This window comes from Pseudomonas sp. AMR01 (genome assembly GCF_041946035.1).
Lineage (GTDB): Bacteria > Pseudomonadota > Gammaproteobacteria > Pseudomonadales > Pseudomonadaceae > Aquipseudomonas > Aquipseudomonas antarctica_B.
Window position 1 is genome coordinate 23,273 of sequence record NZ_JAUTYR010000048.1, and the last position, 12,559, is coordinate 35,831.

Below are 12,559 nucleotides of genomic sequence, written 5' to 3' on the forward strand. Positions count from 1 at the left end.
TTGAAGGAGTGACCCATGGTTGCCGCATTGCTTGATCGTCTCGGGGTAAACCCGGCGCTGTACCAGTCGGGTAAACAACCCGTGCATTCGCCGATTGACGGCAGCCTTATCGGCAGCGTGCATTGGGAAGGTGCCGCCGAGGTGGAGCAGCAGGTCAGTCGCGCCGAGCATGCATTCGAGGCCTGGCGCAAAGTGCCGGCGCCGCGTCGCGGCGAGCTGGTGCGGCAGTTCGGTGACGTGTTGCGCGAGTACAAGGCCGACCTGGGCGAATTGGTGTCGTGGGAAGCCGGCAAGATCACTCAGGAAGGCTTGGGTGAAGTGCAGGAGATGATCGACATCTGCGACTTCGCTGTCGGCCTGTCGCGCCAGCTGTACGGTTTGACCATCGCCTCCGAGCGTCCGGGCCACCACATGCGTGAAACCTGGCACCCGCTGGGCGTGGTCGGCGTGATCAGCGCCTTCAACTTTCCGGTGGCCGTGTGGGCGTGGAACACCACTCTGGCGCTGGTGTGCGGCAACGCGGTGATCTGGAAACCGTCGGAAAAAACCCCGCTCACCGCCCTGGCTTGCCAGGCGCTGTTCGAACGCGTGCTGACTAAATTCTCCGACGCCCCCGAGTACCTCAGCCAGGTGGTCATCGGTGGCCGCGATGCTGGCGCCGCACTGGTGGACGACCCGCGCGTGGCCCTGATCAGCGCCACCGGCAGCACCCGCATGGGCCGCGAAGTGGCGCCGAAAGTCGCCGCACGTTTCGCCCGCAGCATCCTCGAGTTGGGCGGCAACAACGCGATGATCCTCGGCCCAAGCGCAGACCTCGACATGGCCGTACGCGCCATCCTGTTCAGCGCCGTCGGCACCGCGGGCCAGCGGTGCACCAGCCTGCGTCGGTTGATCGCACACGAATCGGTCAAGGAAGAAATCGTCACCCGCCTAAAGGCTGCGTACTCCAAAGTACGCATCGGCCACCCGCTGGAAGGCAACCTCATCGGCCCGCTGATCGACAAGCACGGCTTCGAGAACATGCAGGACGCCCTGGAGCAAGCCTTGAGCGAAGGCGGCAAGGTGTTCGGTGGCAAGCGCCAACTGGAAGACAAGTTCCCGAGCGCCTACTACGTGGCACCGGCGATTGTAGAAATGCCTGAGCAAAGCGACGTAGTCTGCACCGAAACCTTCGCGCCGATTCTGTACGTAATCGGCTATAAGGACTTCACCGAAGCCCTGCGCCTGAACAACGCCGTGCCTCAGGGCCTGTCGTCGTGCATCTTCACCACCGATGTGCGCGAAGCCGAGCAGTTCATGTCGGCGGTGGGCAGTGACTGCGGCATCGCCAACGTCAACATCGGCCCGAGCGGCGCAGAAATCGGCGGCGCGTTTGGCGGTGAGAAAGAGACCGGCGGCGGGCGTGAGTCGGGTTCGGACGCGTGGCGCGGGTACATGCGTCGCCAAACCAATACCGTGAACTACTCGCTGGAGCTTCCTCTGGCGCAGGGCATTACCTTCGACTGATCCCCCGAGTCGATGTGAGGACAATGTGGGAGGGGGCTTGCTCCCGATGGCGGTGTGTCAGGCAACAGGTTCAAACCTGATCCACCGCCATCGGGAGCAAGTCCCCTCCCACAGTTGATTGGGTTCGCAAAGAAAAATAATAGTGGTTTGTTAGGTCTCATCGGAGTCTGGCAATGGCATTACGCGAAGCATGTTTGTGGGAACACCTCACCCCTGGCCGGCCGGATCGGGCCGCGCTCAAAGGTGCGGTCAAGGTGGATGTGTGCGTGATCGGCGCCGGGATCACCGGTTTGTCGGCGGCCATTCACCTGCTGGAACAAGGCAAAAGCGTCGCCGTGCTGGAGGCGCAACGCACCGGCCACGGCGGTTCGGGGCGTAACGTCGGGCTGGTCAACGCCGGCCTGTGGATCCCGCCGGATGAGATTGAAGCCGGTTTCGGCGAAGCGGTGGGCAGCCAGCTCAACCGCATGTTGGGCGCAGCACCCTCGCTGGTGTTCAGCCTGATCGACAAGTACACCATCGATTGCCAATTACGCCGCGAAGGCACCTTGCACATGGCGCACAACGCCCGGGGCGAGGCGGATTTGCGCAGCCGAGAAGAACAATGGAAGCGCCGTGGCGCGCCGGTCGAGCTACTGACCGGCCAGGCCTGCGAGCACGCCACGGGCACCAAAAAGATCGCCGCCGCCTTGCTCGACAGGCGCGCCGGCACGCTGAACCCGATGGCCTACACCAGTGGTTTGGCGAATGCGGCGGTCGGGCTCGGCGGGCAACTGTTCGACCATTCCCCGGTCACTCAACTTGAGCGCCAAGGCTCAAGCTGGTCGGTGCAGACTGCCCAGGGCTCAGTGCAGGCGGCACAGGTGGTGATCGCCTCCAACGCCTACACCGAAGGCGAATGGACCGATCTGCGTCGCAACTTCTTCCCCGGCTATTACTACCAGGTCGCGTCGGCCCCGCTGACAGACCCGGCGGCCGAACACATCCTGCCGGGCGGGCAAGGGTCGTGGGATACGCGCCAGGTGTTGAGCAGCATCCGCCGCGACGCCGACGGCCGTCTGTTGCTCGGCAGCCTGGGCAACGGCAATCAGAAACCTGCGTGGTTCTTGAAGACGTGGGCCGATCGGGTGCAGCAGCATTACTTCCCGTACCTCAAATCGGTGCAGTGGGAATTTACCTGGACCGGCTGCATCGCCTTCACGCCCGACCATCTGATGCGCCTGTTCGAACCGGCGCCGGGGCTCGTGGCAGTAACGGGCTATAACGGGCGCGGCGTGACCACCGGCAGCGTGGTCGGCAAGGCATTTGCCGACTATTTATGTCACCAGAATCCCCAGGCGCTGCCGATTCCGTTTGCGCCGATGCAGCCGTTGGCCGGGGTGGGCCTGCGCAGCTGCTTATACGAAGCTGGATTCTCGCTGTATCACGCCGGGCAATGCCTGAGGATCGTGATCTGATCAACGAAATACCGTTCAGAAGCCTGCATTTTCTTAGCAGGCTACTCATCTGTATTGGTGCAAGTCGTAGCAATCGCGCACTGTAAATGTGCAGTTCCGTTACGCACATTGTTACAGGTGCAGGAACTGTCGTTTATTCGCTTGATTGTGGCTACGACCTGCCAGGGTTGTACTGTTTGGGTTCATCGGTTGCACCTTTATGCTCAAAGCGGTTGCACGTGCTGGCGCGAGTAGCCGAAACGCCTGTAATAACAATGACACGGTGTCTTTTCTGTTAATAAAAACGTAATGGCACGCGCCTTGCTCTGGGCTTTCCCTTGAAAGTTTCAACTGAAGGTCGCAGTGAATTCGTAGTGCCAATAAACAAAAAACTCGGAGCACCACTCATGTCCCAGACGTTTTACAAGAAAGGTTTTCTGGCCCTCGCCGTTGCAGCGGCGCTGGGTGTGTCTGCGTTTGTTCAAGCTGATGTGAAGATTGGCGTAGCAGGTCCGATGACCGGTGCCAACGCCTCGTTCGGTGAGCAGTACATGAAGGGTGCCCAAGCGGCAGCCGATGTGATCAACAAGGCCGGTGGCATCAACGGCGAGCAGATCAAACTGGTTGCCGGCGACGACGCCTGCGAACCCAAGCAGGCCGTAGCGGTGGCTAACCGCTTGGTCGATCAGGACAAAGTGATCGGCGTGGTCGGGCACTTTTGCTCGTCGAACACCATCCCGGCTTCCGAGGTGTATGCCGATGCGGGCATCATCATGATCACCCCGGGTTCTACCAACCCACAGGTGACCGAACGTGGCTTGACCGCCGTGTTCCGTATGTGCGGGCGTGACGACCAGCAAGGTATCGTCGCCGGCGACTACATCGTCGACATGCTCAAGGGCAAGAAAGTCGCGGTCATCAACGACAAAGACACCTACGGCAAAGGCCTGGCCGATGCCACCGCTGCCCAGTTGACCAAGCGTGGCGTCAAGCCAGTGCTGGAAGAAGGCCTGACCCGTGGCGAGAAAGACTTCAGCGCCCTGGTCACCAAAATCCGTTCCACCGGTGCTGACGTCGTGTACTTCGGCGGCCTGCACCCGGAAGCCGGCCCACTGGTTCGCCAGCTTCGTGAAGCCGGTTTGAAAGACGTCAAGTTCATGTCCGATGATGGTGTTGTGACCGACGAACTGGTGACCACCGCCGGTGGCAAACAGTACGTGGATGGCGTGTACATGACCTTCGGCGCCGACCCGCGCCTGCTGCCAGACAGCAAGGCCGTTGTCGAAGAGTTCCGCAAAGCCGGCTACGAGCCAGAAGGCTACACCCTGTACGCCTACGCCTCGGTCCAGGCCCTGGCTGCCGGCTTCAACGGTGCCAAGTCCAACAAAGGCGAAGACGCTGCCAAGTGGCTGAAAGCTCACCCGGTGAAAACCGTCATGGGCGAGAAAACCTGGGATGGCAAGGGCGACCTGAAAGTGTCCGACTACGTGGTTTACCAGTGGGACAAAGACGGCAAATACCACCAGTTGGAAAAGCAGAAGTAAGCCTGAGCGCCACAGATCCAATGTGGGAGGGGGCTTGCTCCCGATGGCGGTGTGTCAGTCACCAGATGTACAGCTGATCCACCGCAATCGGGAGCAAGCCCCCTCCCACAAGGAAGTGGTGTTGTGATCGAGATCTGTCTTTTCCTCCAGAAGCGCCGCACACCTGTCGGTGTGCAGGTGCTCACCGCGTGAGATTGCGTTATGGATGGTATTTTCCTGCAGCAACTGGTCAACGGTCTGACCCTCGGGTCGGTCTATGGCCTGATCGCCATCGGCTACACAATGGTCTATGGCATCATTGGCATGATCAACTTCGCCCACGGCGAGGTTTATATGATTTCCGCTTACCTCGCGGCGATCAGTCTGGCACTGCTGGCTTACTTCGGCATCGAATCCTTCCCGCTGCTCATTCTCGGCACTCTGGTCTTCACCGTGGTCGTCACTGGCGTTTACGGCTGGGTCATTGAGCGTGTTGCTTACAAACCCCTGCGCAACTCCACCCGACTGGCACCGCTGATCAGCGCCATCGGTATTTCACTGATCCTGCAGAACTACGCCCAGATCGCACAGGGCGCCAAGCAACAAGGTATTCCCACGCTGCTGGCCGGGGCCTGGCGTGTCGACATCGGCACCGGCTTTGTTCAGTTGACGTACACCAAGGTCTTCATTCTGGTCGCCGCCTTTTCGGGCATGGCCTTGCTGACCTACATCATCAAATACACCAAGCTCGGCCGCATGTGCCGGGCGACGCAGCAAGACCGCAAGATGGCCTCCATCCTCGGCATCAACACCGACCGCGTGATCTCCTACGTGTTTGTCATCGGTGCCGCCATGGCTGCCCTGGCGGGTGTGTTGATCACGCTCAACTACGGCACCTTCGACTTTTATGCCGGCTTCATTATCGGCATCAAGGCGTTTACCGCAGCGGTACTCGGCGGCATCGGCTCCCTGCCTGGGGCCATGCTTGGCGGGATCATCCTGGGTATCTCCGAGTCGCTGTTCTCCGGGTTGATCAACTCGGACTACAAAGACGTGTTCAGTTTCTCCCTGCTGGTGGTGATTCTGATTTTCCGTCCCCAGGGCCTGCTGGGTCGCCCACTCGTGGCTAAGGTGTAAACATGTCTGCTGCCAAACCCATCGATATCAAGAAAAGTCTGGTCGATACGGTCCTCGCCGGGCTGATTTCCCTGATCGTGTTCGGTCCGATCGTCGGCGTGGTCCTCGACGGCTACAGCTTTAACCTGGAACCTGCGCGTGTCGGGCTGCTGGTCGCCATTGTGATGGTCGGTCGCTTCGCCCTGAGCCTGTTCCTGCAAACCCCCAAGGGCTTGAAGGTCCTGCAGGGCTTCGAAAGCAGTGGCTCCGGTGTTCACGTGCTGGCGCCGGACTACAAATCGCGCCTGCGCTGGATCATCCCCGCGCTGATCGTGATTGCCATCGTGTTCCCGATCTTTGCCAACAAATACCTGCTGACCGTGGTCATCCTCGGGCTGATCTACGTGCTGCTCGGCCTTGGCCTGAACATTGTGGTGGGCCTGGCCGGCTTGCTCGACCTGGGTTACGTGGCGTTCTACGCCATCGGCGCCTATGGCCTGGCATTGGGTTATCAATACCTGGGCCTGGGTTTCTGGAGTGTGCTGCCACTGGCCGCCATCGCGGCGGCGCTAGCGGGGTGCATACTCGGGTTCCCCGTGCTGCGAATGCACGGTGACTACCTGGCCATCGTGACCCTGGGCTTTGGTGAAATCATCCGCCTGGTGCTGAACAACTGGCTGTCGTTTACCGGCGGCCCGAACGGCATGCCGGTACCTTCGCCGACGTTCCTCGGCCTGGAGTTCGTGCGCAAGGCCAAGGACGGCGGGATTCCGTTCCACGAATTCTTCGGCCTCGATTACAACCCCAACATCAAATTCATCTTTATCTACATCGTGCTGTTCCTGGTGGTGTTGGCCGTGCTCTACATCAAGCACCGCCTGACCCGCATGCCGGTCGGCCGCGCGTGGGAAGCCTTGCGCGAAGATGAAATCGCCTGCCGCTCCATGGGCCTGAACCACGTGCTGGTCAAGCTCTCGGCGTTCACCATTGGTGCATCCACCGCCGGTCTGGCGGGCGTGTTCTTCGCCAGCTACCAAGGCTTCGTCAACCCGTCGTCGTTCACCTTCTTCGAGTCGGCGCTGATCCTGGCCATCGTGGTGTTGGGCGGCATGGGCTCGACCGTGGGCGTTGTGATTGCCGCATTCGTATTGACCGTTGCGCCCGAGTTGCTGCGCGAGTTTTCTGAGTACCGCGTGCTGCTGTTTGGTGTGTTGATGGTGGTGATGATGATCTGGCGACCACGCGGCCTGATCCGGATCAGCCGAACCGGTGTGACGCCACGCAAGGGGGTAGCGCCATGAGCAAGGAAGTCGTCCTCAGCGTGGAACATTTGATGATGCACTTCGGTGGCATCAAGGCCTTGAGCGATGTGAGCCTCAAGGTCGAACGCAACTCTATCTTCGCCCTGATCGGCCCCAACGGCGCCGGTAAAACCACCGTGTTCAACTGCCTCACGGGTTTCTACAAAGCCAGCGGCGGCAAGATCCAGCTGAACATTCGCGGCAAGCAGACGAACGTCATCCAGTTGCTCGGCGAACGCTTCAAGGGCGCCGACTTCGTCTCGCCGAAAAGCTTCTTCAGCCGTGTGTACTACAAAATGTTCGGCGGCACCCACTTGGTCAACCGTGCGGGTTTGGCGCGGACCTTCCAGAACATTCGCCTGTTCAAGGAAATGTCGGTGCTGGAAAACCTGCTGGTGGCCCAGCACATGTGGGTCAACCGCAACATGCTCGCCGGCATCTTCAACACCAAGGGCTACCGCAAGGCCGAAAGCGACGCCCTCGACCACGCCTTCTACTGGCTGGAAGTGGTGGACCTGGTGGACTGCGCCAACCGCCTCGCCGGTGAGCTTTCCTACGGCCAACAGCGCCGCCTGGAAATTGCCCGCGCCATGTGCACCCGGCCGCAGATCATCTGCCTGGACGAACCGGCAGCCGGCCTCAACCCTCAGGAAACCGAAGCCCTCAGCGCGATGATTCGCCTGTTGCGCGACGAGCACGACCTTACGGTGGTGCTGATCGAACACGACATGGGCATGGTGATGAGTATTTCCGACCACATCGTGGTGCTCGACCACGGCAACGTCATCGCCGAGGGCGGGCCGGAAGCGATCCGCAACGACCCGAAAGTGATTGCCGCCTACCTGGGCGCTGACGAAGAGGAGCTGGTATGAGTGGGCCTATCCTCGAAATGAAGGACCTGGACGTGTTTTATGGCCCGATCCAGGCCCTGAAAAAAGTCTCGCTGCACATCAACGAAGGCGAAACCGTCAGCCTGATCGGCTCCAACGGCGCGGGTAAATCCACGTTGCTGATGTCGATTTTCGGCCAGCCACGGGCCGAGTCGGGGCAAATTCTCTACAACGGCGTCGACATTACCCACAAGTCGTCCCACTACATCGCCTCCAACGGCATTGCGCAGTCGCCGGAAGGGCGGCGGGTGTTCCCCGACATGACCGTCGAGGAAAACCTGCTGATGGGCACCATCCCGATTGGCGACAAATACGCCCAGGAAGACATGCAGCGCATGTTCGAGCTGTTCCCGCGGCTCAAGGAGCGGCGTACCCAGCGCGCCATGACCATGTCGGGTGGCGAGCAACAAATGCTCGCCATCGCCCGCGCGCTGATGAGCCGGCCCAAGCTGTTGCTGCTGGACGAACCGAGCCTGGGCCTGGCGCCGATTGTGGTGAAACAGATCTTCGCGACCCTGCGCGAGCTGGCGGCTACGGGCATGACCATCTTTCTGGTGGAGCAGAACGCCAACCACGCGCTGCGCTTGTCTGACAGGGCCTATGTGATGGTCAACGGCGAGATTCGCCTGACGGGTACCGGCAAGGAATTGCTGGTGAATGAGGAAGTGCGCAACGCCTATTTGGGTGGTCATTGATTTAAATTGCAATGCAGATCCCCTGTGGGAGCGGCGGTGCGACGATTCGACTTGCTCGCGAATGCAGTGTGTCAGTCAGTACATTTGAAACTGACCCACCGCATTCGCGAGCAAGCCCGCTCCCACATTTGTTTTGCGGTCTTTACAAGGCCGATTCCAAATTGTGGAAAACAAATTTGGCCTCCTCTCAAAGCGCGACATATAGCCGCCGCAAATCCCTGTTTTGTCACGGTTTTGACTTGTCCCCATCTGCTGTGGAACCGGCTGTGGGTAACGTGGGAGTAGCTGCCTGAAAGCCGCTAACGGCGTGGCTTGCAGCGCGACGGTTGTTTTTTGATCAGCGGCTTTTTCGCGACCAGCCGAGGGTTTTGTCAACCTGTTTAAAGACACAGGTGTATGACAAAAATATGTCCCTTCAGCCTGTGGATAAGTCTGTGACTAAACTCTGGAAAGACGGCCACAGAGGCCGGAATGACTGGCCTGGAGCCATCGTTCCAATTTCTCCTATTTACAATCGCCTACATAGGGTGCTTCCCAGGTCAAGCAAAAAACTTTCTAAAACCGCCCGCAGGCCTTGCACACAGAGGCCTGAGGCGTTTTGCACTTGCCCCCAAAGACTGTGGGCGCAGTTGTGGATAAGCTGCGCGCATATGGCTGCAAGCCACGTTCTATAAGGCTTTGCGTTAATTGATCAAATAGTAACCACGTGTGTATGAAGTCTCGTGCTCAGTGGTTGCCGCAATCGCGGCGTAAGGGCATTCTGCTGGCTGATTTTTTCCCGATGCCCGCAAGGAGAACACCATGTCCGACACGCTGTTTATTACTGGCGCAACCTCAGGTTTTGGCGAAGCCTGCGCCCGTCGTTTTGCCGACGCCGGCTGGAAACTGGTGCTCACCGGCCGTCGCGCCGACCGCTTGAATGCCTTGGTCGAAGAGCTTTCCAAACAGACCGAAGTGCATGGCCTGGTCGTGGACGTGCGTGACCGCAAGGGTATGGAAGAGGCGATTGCCAACCTGCCGCCGTCGTTCGCCAAACTGCGCGGGCTGATCAACAACGCCGGCCTGGCGGTGGGCACCGACCCTGCGCCCAAGTGCAGCCTCGACGATTGGGAAACCATGGTCGACACCAACATCAAAGGCCTGCTGACCACCACCAGCCTGCTATTGCCGCGCTTGATCGCCCATGGCCGTGGCGCTGGCATCATCAACCTGGGTTCCATCGCTGGCAGCTATCCGTATCCGGGCAGCCACGTGTATGGCGGCTCTAAAGCCTTCGTGAAGCAGTTTTCGCTGAACCTGCGTTGCGACCTGCAGGGCACGGGCGTACGCGTCACCAACATCGAGCCAGGCCTGTGTGAGAGCGAGTTCTCGCTGGTGCGTTTCGGCGGTGATCAGGCGCGGTATGACGCGACTTACGCGGGTGCCGAGCCAATCCAGCCGCAGGATATCGCCGACACGATTTTTTGGGTGCTGAACACGCCTGCGCACGTGAACATCAACCGGTTGGAGTTGATGCCAGTGAGCCAGACCTGGGCCGGGTTTGCGATTGAGCGTGGGGCCAAGGCTTAAGACCGATCACTTCTGTGGCGAGGGAGCTTGCTCCCGCTGGGCTGCGCAGCTGCCCCAAAATTTTAGGGCCGCTTCGCGCCCCAGCGGGAGCAAGCTCCCTCGCCACAATCGGCCGAAATAGGCCATGAGGTACACTCCCCCGGCAAAGCCCCTCCGCACTGTGCGGATTTAAGGCTTTAACGGGAGGAAATGTGAGTAACCGAGGTGAGCAGTCACTGCTCAAACAATCGACCATCCTGATGTTCGCTGTGGCGATCGCCGGGATTGTCACGGGTGTGATATCCGGCGCCCAATCCATTCTGTTCGACGGCTTTTTCTCGCTGATCGCCACCGCCATCAAGGTGTTGATGCTGATCACCGCCAAGCTGATCGCCAAGAAAAGCAACGAGCGTTTTCAGTTCGGCTATTGGCACCTGGAACCCATGGTGCTGTTGATCGAAGGCAGCTTCCTGTTGTTGATCGCCATCTACGCGTTTCTCAACGGCGTATTCGGCATTATCAATGGCGGGCGCGAGATTGAATTGGGGCTGGTGATCATCTACGCGGCGGTGTTTACCGTGGTTGAGTTCGCCTACTTCTTCTATGTGCGCTACCGCAACCGCACGTTGAAATCTTCACTGATCCAGTTCGACAACATCAGTTGGATGGTGGACGCGATGTTGTCCGTGGGCTTGCTGATCAGCTTTCTTGCCGCGTTGTTGCTCAAGTCCCAGGGCTATGGCGAGTGGGCGGTGTATGTCGACCCATTGATCCTGATCCTGCTGGCCCTGAGCATGCTGGCGCCGGCGTTCAAGATCCTGCGCCCGGCGTTGCGCGAGGTGCTGGGAATTGCCCCGGATCATCTGGACGACAAGGTGCGCGAAGTGATGGACGCGGCGCAGGCCAGGCATGGTTTCGACGACTACGTGTCGTACGTGCAAAAGCACGGCCGGGCGCGGTTTATCGAGATTCACGTGGTGTTGCCGGCGGATTACCCGGTGGATAACGTCGCGACCCTGGATGGGCTGCGCGAAGAGATATCCACAGGGCTGGGTACAGCGGACGCGGCGCGGTGGCTGACGATCAGTTTTACCGGGGATCGCAAGTGGATTGCGTGAGGTCAGTCAAACCGAGCTGAGGCATTCGCGAGCAAGTCGAATCGTCGCACCGCCGCTCCCACATTCGACCGCATTCCCACATTGAAACCGCGTCGAATGTGGGAGCTGGCTTGCCTGCGATGAGGCCCTCAAAATCAGCCCAGATGCTGGACCAAACCCTGATAGCAAGTCGCCAAATGATAAGGCGTCGTCGACGGCATATCCCGTCGGCTTACGGTGCCCTTGGCATCCAGGCATTCATGCCAACCCTTGTCATGCAAAAAATGCTGTTGCAGCGCCAGCAATTGACGCTGCAGCACCACTTCACTGCCCGGCCGCAAGGTCAGTGCCCGCAGGTATTCCGCCTGAGCCCAGATCCGCTGCGTGCCGTCGCGCACACTGCCGTCGAGGGCAAGCATGCCGCTGACCGCACCGCTCTCGTTATCCACACCCTTAAGCTCTGCGTAAGCAAACGCGCGGGTCAGCGAGGCATGCAATGGCGTACCTCGCAGCACCTGCGATGATTCCAGCAAAAAGAACCATTCGAACTGGTGGCCTGGTTCAAACCAGTTATCCACAGCGCCCAGCGGTTTTTCCATCATCACGCCGGTTTGGCGGTCGATAAAGCGCTTCTGCAGGGCGGTGGTCAGGTCCAGCAGGGCGTCGCGGGTGACGGCATCTTCACGCACGGCCAGCGTGGCGAGGAAGCCTTCGGCGAGGTGCATCAACGGGTTTTGCAGCGGCCCGGAATTGAGCGATGACCAGTTGCGCTCTACCACTGCTTCGTACAGGCCGTCGCCGGTAGCGAAGCGTTTGGCGACCACGTTCAGGGCGGCATTGAGCACCGATTCCACCAACGGTTCACGCACTTTGGCCCAGTAGTGGGCGCAGGCGAAGATGATGAAGGCGTGGGTGTAGAGGTCTTTGCGCTTGTCCAGCGGTTTGCCGGCGGGGTCGATGCTGTAGAACCAGCCGCCGTGTTCGGCGTCGTGGAAATGCCGTTGCAGGGAGCGGAAGAGGGCGGCGGCGCGCTCTTCGGCAAAGGGTGTGCCGGGTTGGCCGATCAGGCTGGCGAACAGGTACAGCTGACGGGCGCAGGCCATGGCGCGGTAGCGTTGGGGGGGCAATGGGCGGTGATCGGCGTCGAGGGCTTCGTAGGGTAATGCCAGTTCAGCGTTCCAGCCTGGGTTCTGCCAGAGCGGCACGATCAGGTCGTGGAAGTGGGTGAGTACAGTGTTCAAGGAGTGTTGGGAAGCGCTGGGCATTGGCTGGCGTCGTCACGGCAGGGGTGTAGGCGGGCATGGTAGCAGGCTTGTCTGGGGGAGCGGTCTGTCGGTGTGTATATCCGTTGCTGCGGTAACGGCGGCTTATGGTTCCGCTCTTACAGCGGGTCACTTTTGGCAAACGCCCCAAAAGTAACCAAAAGGTCTTCGCCCCACCACTCGGT

General features: G+C 60.0%; 10 protein-coding genes. 9 read left to right on the forward strand and 1 reads right to left on the reverse strand.

Annotated elements, in window-relative coordinates; genetic code table 11:
- Positions 1-15: 15 nt before the first annotated feature.
- From Q7C20_RS24640 to Q7C20_RS24680, 9 genes are all read left to right on the forward strand, one after another.
- A complete protein-coding gene (locus Q7C20_RS24640; protein WP_375070896.1) occupies positions 16-1,506 on the forward strand; it encodes an aldehyde dehydrogenase family protein in 1,491 nt (496 codons plus the stop codon).
- 173 nt (positions 1,507-1,679) lie between these two features.
- The gene (locus Q7C20_RS24645; RefSeq protein ID WP_375070897.1) at positions 1,680-2,963 is read left to right on the forward strand and encodes an NAD(P)/FAD-dependent oxidoreductase; all 1,284 of its coding nucleotides are present in this window, start codon (positions 1,680-1,682) and stop codon (positions 2,961-2,963) included.
- 386 nt (positions 2,964-3,349) lie between these two features.
- Entirely contained in the window at positions 3,350-4,486 is a 1,137-nt protein-coding gene (locus tag Q7C20_RS24650) for a branched-chain amino acid ABC transporter substrate-binding protein (RefSeq protein WP_375070898.1), read from the forward strand.
- A gap of 201 nt (positions 4,487-4,687) precedes the next feature.
- Positions 4,688-5,602 (forward strand): branched-chain amino acid ABC transporter permease LivH, encoded by a 915-nt coding sequence (locus Q7C20_RS24655; protein WP_348061212.1) that lies wholly within the window; start codon positions 4,688-4,690, stop codon positions 5,600-5,602.
- Positions 5,603-5,604: 2 nt separating this feature from the next.
- Complete coding sequence (gene livM, locus Q7C20_RS24660; protein WP_375070899.1) at positions 5,605-6,882, forward strand: high-affinity branched-chain amino acid ABC transporter permease LivM; 1,278 nt, start codon at positions 5,605-5,607, stop codon at positions 6,880-6,882.
- On the forward strand, positions 6,879-7,754 hold the full coding sequence (locus tag Q7C20_RS24665) for an ABC transporter ATP-binding protein (protein ID WP_375070900.1): 876 nt from the start codon (positions 6,879-6,881) through the stop codon (positions 7,752-7,754). The genes livM and Q7C20_RS24665 overlap by 4 nt, the downstream gene beginning before the upstream one ends.
- The gene (locus Q7C20_RS24670; protein ID WP_078740437.1) at positions 7,751-8,467 is read left to right on the forward strand and encodes an ABC transporter ATP-binding protein; all 717 of its coding nucleotides are present in this window, start codon (positions 7,751-7,753) and stop codon (positions 8,465-8,467) included. The genes Q7C20_RS24665 and Q7C20_RS24670 overlap by 4 nt, the downstream gene beginning before the upstream one ends.
- An 801-nt stretch (positions 8,468-9,268) precedes the next feature.
- Positions 9,269-10,036 carry an SDR family oxidoreductase gene (locus Q7C20_RS24675; RefSeq protein ID WP_348061220.1) on the forward strand — a complete coding sequence of 256 codons (768 nt, stop codon included), beginning with the start codon at positions 9,269-9,271 and terminating at the stop codon, positions 10,034-10,036.
- A 191-nt stretch (positions 10,037-10,227) separates the two neighbouring features.
- Positions 10,228-11,133 carry a cation diffusion facilitator family transporter gene (locus tag Q7C20_RS24680; protein WP_375070901.1) on the forward strand — a complete coding sequence of 302 codons (906 nt, stop codon included), beginning with the start codon at positions 10,228-10,230 and terminating at the stop codon, positions 11,131-11,133.
- 134 nt (positions 11,134-11,267) lie between these two features.
- Here Q7C20_RS24680 and Q7C20_RS24685 read toward each other — a convergent pair whose 3' ends face one another.
- Complete coding sequence (locus tag Q7C20_RS24685) at positions 11,268-12,377, reverse strand: AGE family epimerase/isomerase (protein ID WP_375070902.1); 1,110 nt, start codon at positions 12,375-12,377, stop codon at positions 11,268-11,270.
- Between the last annotated feature and the right edge of the window lie 182 nt (positions 12,378-12,559).